This window comes from Cystobacter fuscus, assembly GCF_002305875.1.
Taxonomy (GTDB): domain Bacteria; phylum Myxococcota; class Myxococcia; order Myxococcales; family Myxococcaceae; genus Cystobacter; species Cystobacter fuscus_A.
On record NZ_CP022098.1, the window covers coordinates 7,184,407 to 7,204,147 of the forward strand.

The window sequence follows — 19,741 nt, forward strand, 5'->3', positions numbered from 1 at the left end:
CGACAAGCTCAATATCTGGCAGGCTTCGGAAATTCTCACAAAGTCGCATCTGCCAAAAAAATGACGCATCAACCTCGCGGCGTCGAACTGCGATGTAGTCAACCCCCTCGGGGGAGGGTGTACGAACTGCCAGTTCCTCGAACGTGCGGAAATCGCGGTTTACACAGTGGACGAGGAGACGCGCGTTAATGCACGCCCGAGGACTTGGCGGCAGATTATGGCGGGTCATCTCGTGCCCAGAAGTCCGTGACGCACGAAGTAGGCGTTGCCGGCAGCTTTTCGCCTCCGGGGCTCCGGGGCTCGGTGTCGCCATGAGTAACTCGTCGATCTCCGGTTGGGGCGTCGTCGAAGGCCTCCTGACAGCTTTCGTCTCCTCATCCGCTGCCCAAATCCCAGGCTCTCCTGTCGGCGGAAGCACGCGAGCGTTGGGCGAGCGTGCGACCGGCGCGGCATGATCGCCTGGCTGCCCCACCCTGGGTGCCCCCGCTCCCGCGGGGACGTACCGGGGAACAGGCAATGGGGTGGACGGAGCTGGAGGTGGAGTTGGAGCCACTGCCTGGGCATGCACCACCGTGGCGACCAGCAAGCCGAGCCCCATTACACGAGAGGTCATTCCGAAGACTCCTACTCGAAACGTCATGCCCCGTTCTTTTATCCCCGTTTCCATCGCCCAGGCAAGGCCACCCCCTCCAGGCACCTACAGTGCGTTCCCGCCGCCTGTCGCAGCCACCACCCCACTCAATCCTTGAACCTGAGCGGGAACCGAGCGGTCGATAGTGGTGCAATCCCCCTATTGGCCGAAGGAGTTGCGGCCCCAGGTCCATACAGTGCCGTCCCAACGTCGTGTCCGGCCAACGCACCCCACCTGCCAGGATCGGGTCTCGGGTTCATCTGACTGGTAGTCTCCGAGTCCTCTCGGAGGTACGACTGGATGCACGAGGACAGCAGCGCGTCGTGGGGCGAGCCGCTCGGGCTCGCGCTGGAGCCGGGCACGCAGGTGGCCGGCTACACCCTGGAAGCGATCCTGGCCACCGGCGGCTCGGGCACCGTGTACCTCGCCCGCCGGGGCCACCAGCGCGTCGCCCTCAAGCTGGTGCCCCGCGACGTCTGGGGCGAGCGCGAGGTGGATGCCCTGCGCCGGGTGCGGCATCCCCAGGTGGTGAGCCTGCTCGGCTATGGGCTGTGGCCCGAGCAGCGGCCTCACTTCCTCGTCCTCATCCTGGAACTCGTCGAGGGGCTCGCCCTGGATGTCTGGGCGCACGAACACAACCCGAGTGCCCGGCAGTTGGTGCGACAGGTGCTGCTGCCGCTCGCCCACGCCCTGGCCCAGGTGCACGCGGTGGGGGTGGTGCATCGGGACATCAAGGAGTCCAACGTCGTCATGCGCGCGGCGGACGGACTGCCGGTGCTCGTGGACTTCGGATCCGCGCGCTGTGAGGGGGCTCCGCGGCTGACGGAGCGCATGCCGCCGGGCACGCGCGAGTACCGCAGTCCCGAGATGCTGCGCTTCTCACGCGAGTGGGACGGTGGCCACTACCCGGCCACGCCCTCGGACGATCTGTGGGCGTTGGGCGTCACCCTGTACTGGCTGCTCACGCGCGAGCTGCCCTTCGGGGACCGCGACGGGCCGCTGGCCCAGCGCATTCTCGAGCAGGCCCCCCGGCCGGTGCATGACGTCAACCCCCGGGTGCCCCGGGCGCTGGGCGACGTGTGTCTGCGCATGCTGGAGAAGGAGCCCTCGGCGCGCTACCCCACCCCCGAGGCGCTCGCGGAGGCGCTCGCGGAGGCGCTGGCCCGGGCCGATGACACCTGGGACGTGCCCCTGCAACCCGCCCCGCCCCGGCCGCCCATGCCGACCCCCCGCCCTCCAGAGCCGCCCACTCCGGTCACCTCGGTCCGGGCGCCCCCGGGACGGGAAGCAGTGGCCCGCCGCGGACAGCCCGGCGCCTGGCTCGTCATGTTGTTGGGGGTGCTGGGCGTGCTGTTCTGGAGCAGGAACAGCCCCCCAACCCCACGTGTTGAGTCGCTCGCTCCCTTCCCCCCATCCCAGGGCACCCAGCGCCAGGAATTGGCGCTCGCGCCACCTACGGGTGAAGTTGGGCACAGCGCGAGACCTTCGAGGTCATCAGCCCCCGCGCTCGTCACCCAAGCGACGCTCCGAGAGGACCCTCCCATGCTCAAGTCTCCGAAGTCCCGCGCCCCCCTCGCCGCCACGGCGGGCCTCGCCGCCTGCGTCGGGCTCGGTTGCGCAAGCGCGCCGCGGCCCGTCGTGGACCCGCCTCCGCCGCCCATCCCCTGCCCGGCGGGCGCGGCCCAGACCTATAAGGCCTACCGCACCCTGAGGAGCACCAGCGTTCTCTTCGAAGTCGCGGCGGATAGGACCGTTATCATGCATAACAATGCGCCCCTCCGCGTCCAACTCATCCGGAAGTGGGGAGACATTCCCGAAGACACTCCATTGCTCGGACGCACCTGGTTTGGAAAAGACCGCGTCTATGGAAGGTTCACGGAGGCCATCCTCCCCTCCGGCGAGCGCCTGCCCATCTGCCTCGACCTGGACTTCAATGGGCCTGGTGTTCCCATGCGACCAGGAAGCACGCGCACGGTCGCCCGCCTCAACACCATCTCCGCAGGCGCAGACGTCGCTCCCGAGAGCATGGACAATCAGTAGGTGGAGTGCTCCCATGCTCACGCTTCTCGCCTCCTGGTTGCTGGCGTCATCGCCGCTCCCTTCATCACCCGCGGAGCAGCGCCCGAGCGACGACTGCGAAGACATCCGGCGTCTCGAGTTATCCCCTCCCGTGCTGTCCCCGCCGCGCATCTGCGTCAGTCCCGGAACCCTGACGGGAGTGATTTTCGATCATCCCGTGGTGGTGGAATTGCAGGAGGAGGTCCGATTCGTCGAGATCACTCGCGGGAGGATGGGCATCGCGTTCATCCCGCCGCGCGACCTGCGGCCAGGAGAAACCTTACGGCTGACCGCGGTGCTGGGAGTCGGGGAGACGAGCCAGAACCTGACCTTCGTGCTGGTGGCACACCCCGGCCATGGCTCACACCAGATCGAGGTGAGTTACAACCAGCGAAGCTGGCAGTCCATGAACGATGCTCTGAGTCAAGCCCTGCTGGCCAACAGAAGGTTGAGCGCGGAGAAGGCCGCACTCGCGGAGGAGGGAACTCGAATGCGAGCACAGCTCGCCCAGCCCACGGGACTGTGCGGAGCCTACGCCGGTGGGCAATTGAGCCAGCGGGGAATCACTTCCCGTCGGATTGACGTCCCCCCGGTACCGGCTGTTGCGTTGGGGGCGCTGGAAGCAGCGGGTTACCGGGGGAGTTCGAACATCGCCGTGGAGATCATGCTCACTCACCAGACCCCGGAGCCGTGGAGCCTGGAGAAGGCGACGCTCGTCAACGAGCGGGGGGAGACCCTGAATGCCCTCCGTCACCGGCAAGTCGGCCCGCTCCCACCCGGCGAAAAGCTGCCGGTGTTCGTGGAGTTCGACCCCACGGACTTCACCCTCGGCAAAGCCACGCTGACGCTCACGGGAACGGGAGGACGGACCCTAACGCTGCCCAATGTCGTCTTCCCGTGACGGTGTCGCTGTCGCCAGGGACTGGGTGTGTCCACCTGGTCACTGCGTGCGGAGCGGGAAAATGATGCGCGGCCCCACGCGCTCGTGCTGCCTCCGGCATGGGCCTCCAGGACCTGCCGCCGTGGATTGCGGCGGGTCGCCTCGTGCCCAAAGGATTACCCCGACTCATTGCGTCTCTGCAATTCCGCTATCTGCTCGTCCGTCGGTGGTCCGTCTAATAGAAAGATTCCCACTCTCGCGAGCGGAAGTTCTAGCTCGATGGCTGTGCGCACTTGAGCAACCAAAATGGGATCATCAGGAAACCGGTCTGCCACCTCGGCAGCAAGTTCCGGGGCCAGTGAGAGCGCCTCAAGCTTCTCGGCATCATGTCCCGCCGCAGCGCGAATGGCCTTGATCTTCTCGCAGAACCACACCGCACTCTCGACGGTCTTCATTTCGTACCTCGGAATTGTTTCTCAAGTGTGGCGACTATGTTTCTGTAAAGCAACTCAATTTGCGGCAAGCTGCGGAAGGACTCACAAAGCCGCGACTGCCAATAAAAGGGAGTTCGACCCTCGGTGACACGGGTCTCAGACGCGCACGAGCAGGGCGAACTGGTGCGCGCCGATGCCCAGCCCCACCATCACTAGGTACTTCGTGCGCAGCTCGCGATGGAAGCGCGCCAGCGTCACGGGCAGGGAGGCGTGAACCATGTTGCCGAAGTCCTCGTAGGTATCCAGGTACTCGCGCGGGCGGAGCTGCGCGGCCCAGTGGTCCATCAGCTTGCGCGTGGCCTGGTGGGAGATGAGCGTGACGTCGTCGCGGTGGATGCCGTGTCTGGCGAGCAACCGCGCCACGAGCCTCGGCGGCCCGTCCATCCCCGAGGACAGGAAGGCCTGGATGCCCGCGTCCGGCGCAATGCCATAGGTGGGATGCTCCACCCCCGAGCCGGAACGCGACGCCATGGTCATCGCGCCATACTCGCCGCTGAAGGTGTCCGCCGCCCAGTCCACCAACACCAGACGCTCGCCCGCCCCCACCACCGCCGCGCCCGCACCATCCCCGATGCCGATGGCATGGCCCTGGCTGTAATCCACGTTGCGCGTCCACCCCGAGCCCACCGCCACCAGCGCGTGCCGGATGCTCCCCGCCCGCAACGCCTCCCACGCCAACACCACGCCCATCAGGAAGTTGGCGAAGTCCGCCTGCACCGGGATGACCAGAGCCTCCTGCCCCAACCTCAACTCGCGGTGCACCGCGTAGAGCGCGTTGGGCGAGATGAACTCCGACACCGACACGTAGCCGTAGAGCCGCTCCACCGCCTCGGGCCGCACCCCCGCGTCCTCCAACGCCACCCGCCCCGCCCGCGCCGTGAGCGCCGCCAGCGACTCCCCGGGCGCCAGCACCCGGCGCTCCCGGTTGCCATAGAAGAGCGCATGCTCCCCTCCTCCCCGGGCCGCGGCGCGCCGCAGCGGCTCGAAGAGCGGATCGTCATTGCGGCGCACCTGCTCCGGCACCGCGGCGCCCACACCCAACAACGCGAAGTCACTCGACATGGTGCGCGTCCCTACCGGCCGTCCGACGCCACCGCGGCGAAACGGTCCCCGTACGGCGGCACCTCGCGGTAGTCCACGCGCGCGATGATCACCTGCGGCTGTCCCAGCTCGTCCGCGCGACGCAGCACCTCGGGCAACAGCGCCGCGAGCTGCCCCGGCCCATCCACGGTATACGCGCGCGCACCGAGCGACTCGGCGAAGGCGGCGAGGTCCGGATCCCCCAGGCCGTAGAAGTCATCCTCCAGGGGCACGGTGGTGTCCTGCGCGTGCTCCCCGTGGTTGACCATGCCCAGGAAGTTGTCATTGAGCACCAGCGTCACCGTGCCCACCCGGTAGCGCGACGCGGTCAAAAGCTCCGTGCCGTTCATCAGGAACGAGCCATCCCCGGTGATGGCCACCGCGGCCCGCTCCGGCCGGCCCAGCTTGCCGCCGATGACGGCTCCGCAGGACCAGCCCATGGAGGACAGGCCGCACGGAAAGAAGATGCGCGTGGGGGGCGTGAGCCGCAGCAGGTGCGACGCCCAGCCCGTGCAGTTGCCCATGTCGATGTACAGGTCCATGTCCGGACGCAGGTGCGCGTTCAGCTCGGCCATGAGCTGCTGCGGCTTCACCATGCCCTCGGCCTGGGGCGCGCGGGGGCTCGGCACGGGCTCGCGCACTTCCACCATCCGCGACCAGCGCTCGCGCAGCCGCTCACCCCCGGGAGGACCGCTCCTCCGCCCCCGCTCCACCAGGCCCGCCACCACCGAGCCCACGTCCGCGACGATGGGCAGGCGCACCGGCAGGAACTGCCCGATGTGGGCCGACTGGGCATCCACCTGGATGACACTGTCGATGGACTGCAGGTGCTTGTTGAAGCCCCGGCTGGCCCACTCCCCCATCCGACTGCCCAGCACGAGCAGCACGTCCACGCCCTCGCGCACGTACGCCTCCGCGCGCCGGCTGCCCGCCAGCCCCAGCACCCCCAGCGACAGCGGCTCGTCCTCGGAGAACAGCCCCTTGCCGCGCAGGCTCGTGGCCACTGGAATGCCCTGCTCGGAGACGAAGGCGGTGAAGGCCTCGCCCTGGGTGCCCAGGGCCTCGCGCGCGCCGGAGCCCAGGACGATGAGCGGCCGGCGCGCGGCGCGCAGCAGTTGGAAGGTCTCGTCCAGGTCCTCGGGAGCCGCCGCGGGCGGGCGCGCGCGGAAGGCGCCCCGGGTGGTGGGCAGCAGGGCATGGCGGATGCGCTGGCGCGCGATGTTGGAGGGGATGCTCAGGTGCGCGGCCCCGCCGGGCAGCCCGTGCACCACCCGCAGCACCCGCGCCAACAGGCGCTGGAAGCTCTGCGCGTCCACGATGCCCGCCGACACGGCGCTCGCCTGGCGGAACACCTCCACCGTGTTCACCCCGTGCGTGCCCGTGCTCTCCTGGATGGCGTTGAGGCCGAAGCGATCCGTGGCCACCTGCCCGCTGATGGCCAGCAGTGGCACGCCGTCCAGGTGCGCCGAGGCCACGCCCGTGAGCGCGTTGGTGGCCCCCGGGCCCGCCGTCACCAAGCACACGCCCAGCTTGCCCGTGGCGCGCGCGTAGCCGTCCGCCATGAAGGCCGCGCCCCCCTCATGCGAGGCGATGACGAAGCGGATGGCGCCATGCCGGCGCAGCGCCTGCTGGAAGGGCGCGATGTTGCCCCCCGGAATCCCGAAGACGGCGTCCACCTCCTCCGCCTCCAGGTGCGCCACCACGCAGTCCGTGACGGACACCTCCTCCACCCGCCGGAAGCCCAGGCCCCGCGCCTCCCACTCCCGGGGAACCCCTCCCCCCGAGCCCTCGGCCTCCAGGGCGAGCAAGGCGGGGGGCAGCGCAGGGGACGAATCGACCTGAAATTCGATGTGCGAGGAGAAGGGCATGGGCCGGGGGTGCCTTCGCTGGGGGTGTAAAAATCCGCCCCCAATACACCAGGCAGGCACGCCCCGACAAGCAATGTCATCACAATTTCGCGCTCCCGCTGGAATCAGGACGAGGACGCGCCGGGGAGATCGGCCCGCAACCCGATGATGAGCCGCTCGAGGCCGAAGGCGAAGCGCGTGTCGAGGTCCGTGTCGAAGATGTCGTCGAGCGCCGTGAGCACGTGAGGGAAGCGCTCCTGGGGGAAGGAGGCGAAGCGCGCGCGGCTCCGGGGCAGATCCACGGGCTCGGGGCTGAAGCGCGGATCGAGCGCCTGTTCCTCCATGCTGAAGCCAATCACGTAATAGACGAGGGAGAAGCTCCCCCAGGCGGCCACGCGCGACGAGGCGCCCGCGCGCCGCAATGCCCCCATCTGCGCCTCGCTCACGCGCAGGATGTTCTCCGTGACGATGTAGGTGCCCGCGAAGACGCGCGCCCCGTCCCGGCGCGACAGCAGCGCCCGCCGCAGCTCGGCCGCCACCCGCCGCAGCACCTCGTCCCAGGGCAGCCCGGGCTCCACGTCGCGCGCCACCGGCTCCACCAGCGCGTCCGCCATCCCATCCAACAGCGCCTGCTTGTTGGCGAAGTGCCAGTAGAGCGACGGCGCCTGGATCTCCAGACGCTGCGCCAGCTTGCGCATCGTCACCCCTTCGATTCCCGCCTCGTCCAACAACGCCAACGCCTCCCGCACCACCCGCTCCCTCTGAATGCGCATGACTCCTCCCGGCTCCCGCTTGACAGCCTAACAGTGTTAGTCCACAACTAACGGTGTTAGATTGGAGGCGGAGATGACACGAGAGCAGGTGGAAGTGGCCGTCGTGGGCGGAGGTCCGGTGGGGTTGATGCTGGCGAGCGAGCTGGCCCTGGCGGGAGTGAAGGTGGCGGTGTTCGAGCGGAGGAAGGAGCGGGTCGCGCAGTCTCGCGCCCTGTCCGTGCACCCGCGCACCCTGGAGATCCTGGCGCTCCGGGGGTTGGAGCAGCGCTTCCTGGCGCGCGGCAGGCTCCTGCCGACGGGGCACTACGCCGCGCTGGACACGCGCCTGGACTTCTCGGTGCTGGACACGACGTTCCCCTATTCGCTGTTCATCCCCCAGACGCTCACCGAGGCGCTCCTGGAGGAGCGCGCGCGGGAGGTGGGCGTGGCGCTGCATCGCGGCCACCGCGTCGGTGGGCTGCGGCAGGACGCCGAGGGCGTGGAGCTCGAGGGGGAGCGGGAGGACGGGGCCTTCCAGGTGAGGGCCCGGTACGTGGTGGGCGCGGATGGCGCGCGCAGCGTGGTGCGCACGCTGGCGGGCATCTCCTTCCCGGGCACCGACGTGACGAGCACCCAGATGCTGGGGGATGTCATCCTCGCGGAGCCGCCCTCCCAGCCGGTGTTGTCGCGCACGCACCCGAGCGGCGGCGCGATGCTCGTCCCCCTGGGCGACGGAGTCCATCACCGCATCGTGGTGATCTCCGCCAGAAGGCAGCACGTCCCGCTGTCCGAGCCCGTCACCCTGGAGGAGCTGGCGGGAGCGGTCCGCGAGGTGTTGGGCACGGATTTCGGAATGCACTCGCCAGCGTGGCTGTCGCGCTTCGGCAACGAGACGCGCCATGCCAGCCGCTACCGCGAGGGCCGCGTGTTCCTGGTGGGTGACGCCGCCCACATCCACCTGCCAGCGGGTGGACAGGGCCTCAACGTGGGGCTCCAGGACGCGATGAACCTGGGCTGGAAGCTGGCCGGCGTGCTGCGGGGCCTCGCGCCCCCCTCGCTCCTCGACAGCTACCACCACGAGCGCCACCCCGTGGGCGCGCGGCTCATCCAGAACACGCTGAGCCAGACGGCGCTCATGACCCAATTCAACCCGGCGGGCATGGCCCTGCGCGACACCTTCTGCGCGCTGCTCACCCAGCCCCGCGTCAACCGCGTGCTCGCCGAGCAGATCTCCGCCTTCGACGTGGCCTACCCCACACCTCCACTCCCCGCCCCGGAGGGACTGAAGGTGGAGCCCGCCGTCTCCGGCACGCGCCTGGCGGACCAGCCCCTGCGCCTCGAGGGAGGTGCCTCGCGCTCGCTCTACTCCCTGCTGCACGAGGGCAAGTGGCTGCTGCTGCGCCGGCCCGCCTCCGCGCGCGTCGAGCTACCCCCTTCCTGGAGCGGCTGGACGACCTGGCTCACCGCCGAGCCGTCGCGCGAGGTGCCAGGCCTGGGCGCCTGGAGCTCGCTCCTGGTGCGTCCCGACGGGCACCTGGGTTACGTCTCGCATTGAGGCGGCCCCACCGCCCCGTCTCTCCTTGCGCTCGTCGAGCCTCCCGCCAGACGGGCAATCCCTGACATCTCGTAGAGCTCCGCCCGCTCCCGTGTCTGCCTTCTCCACCGGGGACACCGGCTTCCTCACGCCTTGTCTCTCCATGGAGGAGGAACAGACGGGCCTCGGTTTCCAATCGCGCGAGAATATGCCATTGTGGCCGGAATCTCGCGGGAGCACCCGGCGCGGGGCAGCGTATCGATTGAGAATCGGAGGAGAGGATTGATGGGTACGACGGCGTCCGGAAGCGCTGGGTCCGAGAATCCAGAGGGAGCCGCCCGAAGGGTCTCCTCGGAAGCAGCCCTCCAGGTGCTGCTGTCCAGGGGCCGGCCGGGTACGGATCCCACGCTGCTGCACGGGCTCGTCCGACACGTCGCCGAGGTCTTTGGCGTCACCAGTGCCGTGCTCGTGCGGCAGAGCCCCGGCGAGGAGCTGCTCCACCCGCTCGCGCTCTGGAGCCGGGGCCAGTACCACGAGGAGCCCGCCGTCACGCCCCAGGGCAGCGTGCTGGACGAGGTCTTGCGCCAGGACGTCTTTCATTGCCCCGAGGACGCGCACGCGCGGTTTCCCGAGGATGGATGGCCGCGGCGCCTGGGTCCGCAGGGCGTGCTGGGCATGAGTGTGAGGAATTCACGGGAGGAAGTGCTCGGGGCCCTGGTCCTGATGCATGACGAGCCCCTGAAGGTGGCCGCCACGGACCTCGCCTGGCTGAGGGCCTTCACCCTGCTGGCGAGCACGTCCCTGGAGCATCTCCAGACACGGGCCGAGCTGGACGAGGCCCGTGACTTCCTGCACAAGACGCTCAACGCCATCCAGAAGCCTGTCTTCGTGAAGGACCGGGAGCACCGGTTCGTCCTCACGAACGAGGCGTTCTGCCGCTTCGTCGGCACCACCGAGGAGAAGCTGCTCGGCAGATCCGACCATGACTTCGTGCCCCACCACGAGGCGGACCTCTTCTGGCAACAGGATGAACGGGTCTTCACCTCCGGCCAGTCCAACGAGAACGAGGAGACCTACACGGACGGCGCGCGGGGCATCCGCACCCTCATCACCCTGAAGGCGAGCTTCACCAGTGCCAGGGGCCAGCCCTTCCTCGTCGGCGTCATCCGCGACGTGAGCGAGCACAAGCGCATGGAGGCCCATCTGCGGATGGCGGACCGGATGGTGACCGTGGGCACCCTGGCCGCGAGCGTCGCGCACGAAATCAACAACCCACTGTCCTATGTCAACGCGAGCCTCAACTTCCTGCGCGAGCAGCTCGCCCAGGAGGACACCACGCGGCTGTCCCTGGAGGAGCTGCGCGAGGCGGTGTCCGACGCGCTCGAGGGCATGGGGCGCGTGCGCACCATCGTGCAGGACCTGAAGACCTTCGCGCGCGCGGATGACGAGCGGGCCGAGCCCATGGACATCCATCAGGTCATCGGCAGCGCGCTGCGCATGGTGCGCCACCAGTTGCAGGAGCACGCGCGCTGGGAGCTCGAGCTGGAGCCGGTGCCCCAGGTATTGGGCAATCCGGCCCGCCTGGGCCAGGTGCTGGTGAACCTGCTGGTCAACGCGCTCCAGGCCTTCGTCCAGAGCAATCCAAAGCGCAATCGGATCCGCATCGCGTCGCGGGTGAGCGACACGGGCCAGGTGATGGTGGAGGTGGAGGACAATGGGCGGGGCATGGGGCCCGAGGTGCTCGCGCGCCTCTTCACCCCCTTCTTCACCACCAAGCCCACGGGCGAGGGCTCGGGACTGGGACTCAACATCTCCCAGTCCATCATCCAGGCCATGGGGGGACGCATCGAGGTGAGCAGTACGCCCGGCCAGGGCAGCACCTTCCGGCTGCTGCTGCCCCGCCTCTCCCATCAGGAGCCGGACCTTCCCTCCGGCGCCTAATAGGCCAGGGCCACGCCATCCTTGCGCATCTCCGTGGCCGCACCGTAACGGCCCGGCCGGCGCTCGATGCACTGGTAGCCGCCAAAGCCCCCATCCGGCTCGCCCAGCTTCCACCCGAGCCCCACCAGCGCCTTCTTCGTCGCCTCGGGCACACCCGTCTCCAGCCGCAACAGGCCCGGCGTCTGTTGCGCCTCGCCCGTGGGTTCGGACGAGCCCTCGTGGTGCCAGCGGGGACTGTCCCCGGCCGCCTGCAAGTCCAGGCCGTAGTCCACCCTGTTGATGATGATCTGCGCCTGTCCCTGGGGCTGCATGTCTCCGCCCATGACGCCGAACGCCAGCCACGGCTCGCCCCCGCGCACCGCGAAGCCCGGGATGATCGTCTGGAAGGGCCGCTTGCCGGGCGCATACAGGTTCGGGTGCCCGTCGGTCAGCGAGAACAGCTCGCCCCGATCCTGGAACATGAAGCCCAACGTGGGATGGCCCGCCCCCGTTCCGTCCGGCACCAGTCCCGAGCCCATGCCCCGGAAGTTGGACTGGATGAGTGACACCATCATCCCGTTCTTGTCCGCGGTGCAGAGGTAGGTGGTGTCGCCCCGGCTCGGCGCGTCCATCGGCATCACGCGCTCCATCACCCGATCGGCGCGAATGAGCTTCGCACGCTCGGCCGCGTAGGCGGGGCTGTTGAGCTGCTCCAGCGGCGCGCGGAAGAAGGTGGGGTCGGCGAAGTAGCGCGCCCGGTCCTCGAACGCCAGCCGCTTGGCCTCCACCTGATGGTGGATGGATTGAGCGCTCTGGAAGCCCATGCCGCGCAGATCGAAGTGGCGCAGGATGCCGAGCATCTGCAGGGTGCTCAGCCCCTGGCTGTTGGGCGCCAGTCCATAGACATCCACGCCGCGATAGTCGGTGGACAGCGGCTCGGTCCACTCCGAATGGTGGGCAGACAGGTCCGCGCGGGTCATCCAGCCACCGATGCGGCGGAAGTAGCGCTCGATGGCCTGCGCGATCGGACCCGCATAGAACGCGTCCCGCCCGCCCCGCGCGATGAGCTGGTAGGTGCGCGCCAGATCCGGATTGCGCCAGACGTCCCCCTCGGCCGCCGCGGCACCCGGACCGTAGACGCGCTCGGCGTTGGCCGTCTCCTCCACTCCCGAGCCCGGCTTCAGGAAGCGCGCGAGGTTACGGCCGAGGTAGTAGCCAATCGTCTGCACCTGGGGGACGCCCGCCTGCGCGTGGGCGATGGCCGCCTGGAACAGCTCCGCCCACTTCAACCGGCCATGGCGCTGGTGCAGGGACCACCAGGCATCCACCGCGCCGGGAACGCTGACCGACGTCATGCCCACCCGGGGCACGTACCCATTCACCGCGCGCCGGCGCACCTCGTCCAGGGACAGCCCCCGGGGCGAGCGGCCCGAGCCATTCAGTCCCACCACCTTGCGCGTCTTGGGCTCCCACAGCATGGCGAAGCAGTCCCCGCCAATTCCGCAGCTCACCGGCTCCACGAAGCCCAACACCGCGTTGGCGGCGATGGCCGCGTCCACCGCCGAGCCCCCCGCGCGCAGGATGTCGATGGCGGCCAGGGTGGCCAGGGGATGCGCCGTGGCGGCCGCGCCATTCACCCCCCAGGCGGCCGAGCGGCTGGCGTAGCTCGCCCCGGCGATGCGATCCCCGGAACGCACATCGGGCCGCTTCAGGTTCGGGTTCACGGCTCCGACGTCGGCCCGGGAGGGAGCCGGCGCGGGAGCATCATCGGTGGTGCGCGTGGGCGCGGAGGGCGGCGTGGGCCTGGGCTGCTCCGTCGTCGCCTGGGCAACGGCCGAGAGACCCACGGGAAGAGCGGCGAGGAAGGTACGGCGGCGCATGACGACTCCCATCAAGAAGACCACCACTATAGGGGCAGGCAGACGGACAGCGCCCCGTCCGCACCCCGGCATCGCTTGGGTGCAATTGAAGACCCCGCTCCCCGAGGATGAGCACCTTTCGGTGGCCGAGGCCCCGCGTCAGCGGACAGGCGCCGCTCGGGCCGCCACCTCCCGCATGGAAGACCAGGCGATCTCGATGTCCCGCTCCGTGGTCCTCCAGTTGGAGAGGGCGGCACGCATCCCCGGCACCCCGTTCAGCGCGGTCGGCGAGAGGAAGACCCGCCCATCGTCGCGGAGCCGATCCAGGAAGCCCCGGACGTCCTCCTGGGTGACGCCCCCCTCCTGGCGCAGGGTGAAGCAGACGATGTTGAGCCGCACGGGGGCCAGCAGCTCGAAGGCGGTGGAGTCCTCGATGCGCTCTCCCAACATGCGCGCGAGTCGGCAGTCGCGCTCGATGATGTCCCGATACCCCGAGCGGCCATAGGCCATCAGGGTCAACCACGCGGGCAGCGCCCGGAAACGGCGCGAGTTCTCCGGCCCCTGGTCCGCGAACGGCGCGGGCCCCTGCCGCACGTCGAGGTAGGGCGCGTTGTTGCGGAAGATCTCCAGCAACAGCTCCGGGTGGCGGGTGAACTGCAAGGCGGAGTCATACGGGACGTTCAGCCACTTGTGCGCGTCCACCGTCACCGAGTCCGCCAACTCCATGCCGCGCGTCAGATGGGCGAGCTCGGGCGAGCACGCCACGAGACCTCCGAAGGCGCCATCGACATGCAACCAGAACGGATGGCGCTCCTTGAGCCGACCAATCGCCTCCAGGTCGTCGTAGTCGCCGGTGTTCACCGTCCCGGCGCTGGCCACGACGATGCAAGGCTTGCCGCCCAGGGAGTCGAGCTGGGCACGGAGCGCCTCGACATCCATGGCCTCCCGCCCCGGCCAGGCGCGCACCCGGACCAGGGAGCCGCGTCCCATGCCGAGCATGGACAGCGCCTTGAGGGTGCTGGAATGAGGCGTGGCGCTCAGGATGGGAATGGGCCCCAGCGCATACAGGCCCTTCTCGGCCACGTCCACGTCGAGTCGATGGGCCACCCATTGCCTCGCGCAGGCCAGGCCCACGAAGTTCGACATGGTCGCCCCCGACACGAAACCGCCGGAGAAGGTGTCGGGCAGGGCCAGGAGCTGGCGCAGCAGCGCGAGCGTCTCCTGCTCCACCTGGGGCGCGGCGGAGCTTCCCGGGTGGGAGGAGTTCAGATCGAACGCGCTCGCCATCCAGTCCCCCGCCAGGGCCGCGGGCGTGGTCCCGCCCTGGACGAAACCAAAATAGCGGGGCCCCGTGCTCCCTCCCAGCTCCTGCCCATACCGGTCCATGAAGAGACGCAGGGAAGGCTCCGCGCCCAGCCCCTGCTCGGGCAATGGCAGGGCTTCCCGAGGCGTGGCCTTCACCGCGGGAGGCAGATCGTCGAGCCGGTTCAGGAACGAGGACGCCTCTGTCTTCGCCCGCTCCAACAACGCCTCCAGCCCCCGCAGGTCCGCCATCAGGTTCTTGTCCATGGCGGGCTTCTATAACGTCCACTCACGAGGCGGCACGAGCCCATAAGGCGCTGCCCCCCCCCGCTATCGGCCCGGAGGACAAACCGTCTAGTGTTGTCCGGGCCCATGCTCTGCCTGACCTGCGCCGAACCCCGCATCGAGGCACCCGAGTCCACCTGCCCGGTGTGTGGCGCCCCGCTCCAACCCCTCACCTCGGACAGCCTGGAGTCGCTCGTCCAGGAGCGGCTCCAGCGGAAGATCTCCGCCCTGCGCGCCACGCGGCTGATCGATGAGCCCACCGCCACCCGGCTCTCCGATGCCCTGGTGGGCGCCACCGCCGTGAGCATCGCGGTGCCCCTCGCCGAGACGCCACCAACACTGGAACAGAAGGCCGACGCGCTCGCCGACAAGCTCGCGGCGCTCGAGGACTGGCGCCCCACCTGGGGCCGCTCGTTCTTCCAGTCGCTGGAGGACAGGGCCCGCGAGGAGCGCGAGGCCCGGCAACGGGCGCTCCGGCGTCCCGGTGAGGAGGACGGTCTCGACCTCGCCTCGGACTCGGGGCAGGCGCTCTTCCACCGCGTGGACGCGGGCGCGCTGGGCGGCCTGGAGGCCATGGCCGCGCTCGATGGTGACACGGCGGACACGAGCGACTCGGCGCCCAGGCTGCACGAGTATGTCTGGTGGTTCCTCGGCGCGGTGCTGGTGCTCGGCGGCTCGCTGATGGGCGTGCGCGAGGCGTGGCGGGCGCTCGGGGGCGTGCCCCGGCAACTGCTCGTCACGGGTGCCCTCTTCGCCTACCACGCGGCCTTCATCGGGCTCGGCGTGTTCCTCTCCCGGCGCTCGGCCTCGGTGGGACGGGTGCTCGCGAGCATCGGCATCGCTCTGCTGCCGGTCGTCTACGTCGCGCTGTCCTCCCTCGTGGCGCTGGAGCCCCTGTTGGGAGGTGCCGTGACCGCCGGGCTCACCGGGCTGTGCCTCGTCACCCTGCGCCCCACGGCGCGGCTGCTGTACGGAGCGTCCCCGGTGTCGCTCGGGGGGGCGCTGATTCCCTCGCTCCTGGCCGGACTGCCGTTGAGGGCATTGGACGAGGATCCCGGGGCCCGTACCCTCTGCGCCTTCGTGGGCGTGGCGGCGCTGGCGGCCACGGCGTGGCGCGTCCGGAAGGAAGCCGCGAGCCGGGCCACGCTGGCGATCCTCTCCACCGGCCTCTACGGCACCGCCGCCCTGGCGCTCTTCACGGTGGCGAGCGCGCCGGAGGGCTTCACCGCCCTCTCCCCGGGCAATCCGCTCCTGAGTGGCATGACACTCTGGGGCATGGCGCTCGCCGCGGTGGTCGCGGGTGTGTCGAGCCAGCCGCTGGCACACGAGACCCATCCGCGAGCGGCCCCCGTGGTGGAGACGATCGCGCACGCGGTGGTGGCCTGCGGGGCGCTCGCCAGTGCCTCCGTGGCCCTCGGCCTGTCCCCCGGAGCGGCACCCGACGTGGACTTCGCCTCGGCCCTCACCCCGCTGGTGGCGGCGCTGGCCTTCTTCGTCCTCGAGCCCCTACGCCCCGCGCTCGTGCATCCCGGGGTGCTGTCCCTGGCGCTGTCCAGCGTCCTGCTGGCTCGGTTGGGCACCCCCGAAGAGCCTCGCGCGTGGATGGTGGGACTCGCCATCGCGGGCGCGGGTCTGCTGGCCGTGGCGCGCGTGAGTGGACAGGGCCGCCTGCGCTCCCGGTTGCTGGGTTGGGGCGTGGTGCTCTCGGCGGCGTCGCTGGCCCTGACCTCGTTCGATGTCCTGGGCGAGGGCTCGGACAATCCACGGCCCGCGCTCATCGCGGGCGCGTTGGTGGCCCTCTCCGCGCACCTCACGGGAGGCCATCGCTGGCGGGGCCTGCACTACCTGGGAGGACTCGGGGCGCTCGTGGGTGGACTGGCGGCCCTCGATGCGCTCGCGATGCCTGGCCCCGCTTCGGCCCTGGGGCTGCTCGGCGCGATGGCCGCGCTCTACGCCGGAGCCGGTCTGCTCCAGGACGCGTGGATGCGCCGCGCGGGCAAACCGGACGAACTCCTGCCCCTGGATGACCTCTCGCTCGTGGTGGCCGCGCTGGGTGCCCTGCACGCCACGCTGTTGCTCGATGTGGACGTGGAGAAGCTGGCTGCCCTCCCAGAGGTTGTCATGGGTTGCGCGCCGGCCCTCTTCCTCTCGGGGCTCCTGCTGCTGCGGGCGAGACGGGATCGCAGCCGGCTCGTCAGTGCCCTGGCAGCCTGGGCGCTCGCCACCGCACTCTGGTTGCCCCTCGTCCGCTTCGTCCCGGCGGGGTCGCTCCTCGACGTCCGCGCCCTGCATTTCGCGGGAGTGGCGCTGGGGTTCTCCGTCATCGCGTCGCTGCGTCATGGGAAGGCCGGTTCCCCGGACCCACGCCCCAAGGGCCGGCGGCTGATCGGATGGTTCCGCCTGCCCTTCCCCGAATCCGGCCGGGCGCTCTACACCGATGGCTTCGCCTCCGTGGCCCTCGTGGGGAACATGTTCTCCCTGCTGCTGCTCGCGACGTGGATGACGTTTCCCACGGAGCAGGGGCGCCCCCATGTCGTGCTCGCGGGCGCGCTGCTCGTGGCGGGCACGGCACTGGCCTTCCTGTCGCGAGGCTTCGTCACGTGGCGCCTGCGTGGCTCGGTGGGAACGCTCGCCGCCGTGGGGCTCTTCATCGCGCTCACCGCCGTACTCAACCGCCTGGGGCGCCCGCTGCCTCCCGATGTGGTCGCCCTGCGGCTGACGTGCATCGGTGGGGGGCTCTGGTTGCTGGCGCTCGCCACGCGGCGCTTCGGCCCGGCCCTGGGACTCCTCCTGGAGAACGAGCGCCAGGGCCCCCTGTACCAGTACGTCCCCTTCGCGGGAGTGGCCGTGCTGGGAATGCTGCTCGCGGGGGATCCCTTCCTCGTGGGAGGGCCCGTCCTGTCCCGCGCGCTGACGGTGGTGCCGCCCCTGTTCCCCCTGGGGGCCGCGCTGCTGGCCCTGCTGCTCGCCACGGCCTTCGAGGCGCGGCCGCTCGTGAAGGCGGCCCTGCTGCTGGGACTGCCGGGCGCCGCGCTGTGGGCCGTGCAGGGGACCCCCCTGGGACATGCGCTCGTGGCGCTGGATCCCCCGGGAGGCCGGTGGGTTCGCGCCGACACGCTGGAGCTCGCCCGGAACCTGTCGTGGCTCGTCCAGGGAGCATGGCTGAAGTCCGGAGAGACCGTCGCCTCGGTGTGGTACCGCGCCTTCGGGGGAATCGCCGCGGCGGGGTTCGTCTATGCCGGCGTGGGCCAGGTGCTCACCCGGGTGGAGGCGCGGCATCGCTTCCTTCCCAGTCTCGCGAACCTCTTCCAGCGCTGGGCGGGCACCGCCGCGGGGCTCGTCTTCCTGGCGGCGTTCCTCCAACCCGGGCTGGAGGCGGCCGTGCTCACGCTCGGAGCTGGACTGCTGCTGTTGAGCGCGAGCCGGGCGCGGACCCTGGGTCGTCTGGTGTGCGGAGGGGGACTGCTGTTGCTCGTCCACGCCCTGGCGCACCGCGATCCCCGATTCGCCGTCTGGCCGGGTCCGGTGCTCGCGCTCGTGGGGCTGCTGGTGGTGCTCCTGAGTCCCCACGTGGCCCGGTGGAGGAAGCATGATCCGGAGCGCTCCCGGGTTCAGGCGCAGCTCGGGGCGCTGTTCTACGGCGTCCACGCGCTGCTGTACGCCCTGGTCACCGGCGGAAGTCCGAAGCCGGAGGTGGCCATGCCCTGGGTGCTGCTCGAGGCCCTCATGCGGAGTTGGGACGCGTCCTGGCTCCAGAGCGTGGCCCTGCCCGCGACCACGGCGCTGCTCGCCACCACGCTCTTCATCGGCGCGGCGCAGTGGAAGGGAGCCCTGGCCGGCCTGGGCGCGGCGTGGGGCACGATGATGGCGGGCCTCGCGGCGGTGACGGGACTCTCGGTGGCGCTCGTGGCGTTCGTCGCCGGGCTCGGGAACCGCAACGAGTACACGGACCTGCTCACCCGGCACGGCCCCGCGCTCACGCTCGGCGTGGCGGGGGTCGCGGCGCTCGCGCACACCGCGGGCCGCTGGCTGCGCGCCACCCGGGAGGATCTCACCGGAGGGCTCGCCTGGGGCCGGGATGCGTGGCTGGTGCTGACCGGGGCCCTGCTCGCGCTGATGGCGGCCCAGGGAAGTCCGCCGGACGAGCACGCCCTACCGTTGGCGTTGGCCGCCCTTGGACTCGCGGTGGCGGTGGCGCTGCACTGCGCCTGGCGCGAGCAGACGGGCCGGCACGTGTACTTCGTGCAGGTGGCGGCGGTCGGGGTGTACGCGCTCGTGCGGCTCTTGTACGCGCGGGATCTGCGCCCCGAGCACGATGCGCTCTTCGCCCTGGTGCTCGGCTTCGTGCTGGTGGGGGTGACGGTGCTGGCGAGGCGGGCGGGCATTCCCCCGGTGGCGCGAGCGACGCGCCGGTTCGCGGCGCTGCTGCCCCTGGGAATGGCCCTGGTGCTCCCCAACGAGGCCACCGGCGAGGCGGCGCTGCTGGCGGGCGGCTCGGGCTTCTTGTACGCGGCGCTGGGCGCGGTGGAGCGCAGCCGCCTGTTCGGCTCGCTCGCGGCGGCGGCCTGCAACGCGGCGCTGCTCGTGGGCGCGCTCTCCATGGACCTGGAGGGCGTGGAGGTCTACCTGGCACCGCTCGGCCTGCTGCTGTTGATGCTGGGCCAGCTCTTCACGAGCAGCCTCCCCCAGGCGGCGAGGAACGCCGTGCGCGTGGTGGGCGGCCTGCTGCTGTACGTGCCCGCGGCGGCGAAGCTGACGCTGCGGCTCGGGCTCGCCGAGGATGGTACGTACGCCGTCCTCTTCGGCGCGGTGTGTCTGCTCGGGGTGATGGTGGGCATGGCCCTGCGCATCCGCGCCTACCTGGCGCTGGGCACGCTGTTCCTCACGCTCGACGTGGCGGCCACGCTCGTGCACGCCGGACTGAGGGACCACCGTGTCGGCTTCGGGGTGATGACGCTCACGGGACTCGTCATCGTGGGCGGCCGGGTGCTCGCCACCCTGCACCGCCAGCGGGTGGACCTGCTGTGGCGGCGCGCGAGCGTGACCCTCAGGGGGTGGGACTGACGATGACGGGACACCTGCACTACCTGGTCTCCACC

Annotated in this window: 11 protein-coding genes; 5 read left to right on the forward strand and 6 right to left on the reverse strand. The window is 70.3% G+C overall.

The features are described 5' to 3' along the window. Positions 1–931: 931 nt before the first annotated feature. The gene (locus CYFUS_RS29190; protein ID WP_095988210.1) at positions 932–2,671 is read left to right on the forward strand and encodes a serine/threonine protein kinase; all 1,740 of its coding nucleotides are present in this window, start codon (positions 932–934) and stop codon (positions 2,669–2,671) included. Between the two features lie 13 nt (positions 2,672–2,684). Further along, on the forward strand, positions 2,685–3,590 hold the full coding sequence (locus tag CYFUS_RS29195; RefSeq protein ID WP_157758726.1) for a DUF2381 family protein: 906 nt from the start codon (positions 2,685–2,687) through the stop codon (positions 3,588–3,590). 155 nt (positions 3,591–3,745) lie between these two features. On the opposite strand, the gene CYFUS_RS29200 is transcribed toward CYFUS_RS29195, so the two are convergent. The 4 genes from CYFUS_RS29200 to CYFUS_RS29215 all read right to left on the reverse strand — a co-directional run bounded on the left by CYFUS_RS29200 (position 3,746) and on the right by CYFUS_RS29215 (position 7,763). Continuing rightward, complete coding sequence (locus CYFUS_RS29200; RefSeq protein WP_095988212.1) at positions 3,746–4,024, reverse strand: hypothetical protein; 279 nt, start codon at positions 4,022–4,024, stop codon at positions 3,746–3,748. A gap of 135 nt (positions 4,025–4,159) precedes the next feature. Further along, complete coding sequence (locus CYFUS_RS29205) at positions 4,160–5,125, reverse strand: 3-oxoacyl-[acyl-carrier-protein] synthase III C-terminal domain-containing protein (protein WP_095988213.1); 966 nt, start codon at positions 5,123–5,125, stop codon at positions 4,160–4,162. Between the two features lie 11 nt (positions 5,126–5,136). After that, on the reverse strand, positions 5,137–7,011 hold the full coding sequence (locus CYFUS_RS29210; protein ID WP_095988214.1) for a thiamine pyrophosphate-binding protein: 1,875 nt from the start codon (positions 7,009–7,011) through the stop codon (positions 5,137–5,139). 104 nt (positions 7,012–7,115) lie between these two features. Next, entirely contained in the window at positions 7,116–7,763 is a 648-nt protein-coding gene (locus CYFUS_RS29215; RefSeq protein ID WP_095988215.1) for a TetR/AcrR family transcriptional regulator C-terminal domain-containing protein, read from the reverse strand. A 73-nt stretch (positions 7,764–7,836) separates the two neighbouring features. Here CYFUS_RS29215 and CYFUS_RS29220 point away from each other — a divergent pair, with 73 nt between their 5' ends. After that, entirely contained in the window at positions 7,837–9,297 is a 1,461-nt protein-coding gene (locus CYFUS_RS29220) for an FAD-dependent monooxygenase (protein WP_095988216.1), read from the forward strand. Between the two features lie 348 nt (positions 9,298–9,645). After that, on the forward strand, positions 9,646–11,217 hold the full coding sequence (locus tag CYFUS_RS29225) for an ATP-binding protein (protein ID WP_198316153.1): 1,572 nt from the start codon (positions 9,646–9,648) through the stop codon (positions 11,215–11,217). On the opposite strand, the gene CYFUS_RS29230 is transcribed toward CYFUS_RS29225, so the two are convergent. Beyond that, positions 11,214–13,076, reverse strand: a complete 1,863-nt coding sequence (locus tag CYFUS_RS29230; RefSeq protein WP_095988218.1) for a gamma-glutamyltransferase — start codon at positions 13,074–13,076, stop codon at positions 11,214–11,216. The genes CYFUS_RS29225 and CYFUS_RS29230 overlap by 4 nt on opposite strands. 138 nt (positions 13,077–13,214) lie before the next feature. After that, complete coding sequence (locus CYFUS_RS29235; RefSeq protein ID WP_095988219.1) at positions 13,215–14,624, reverse strand: pyridoxal phosphate-dependent decarboxylase family protein; 1,410 nt, start codon at positions 14,622–14,624, stop codon at positions 13,215–13,217. 105 nt (positions 14,625–14,729) lie between these two features. On the opposite strand from CYFUS_RS29235, the gene CYFUS_RS29240 reads away from it, so the two are divergent. After that, a complete protein-coding gene (locus CYFUS_RS29240) occupies positions 14,730–19,706 on the forward strand; it encodes a hypothetical protein (RefSeq protein ID WP_095988220.1) in 4,977 nt (1,658 codons plus the stop codon). Positions 19,707–19,741: the final 35 nt, after the last annotated feature.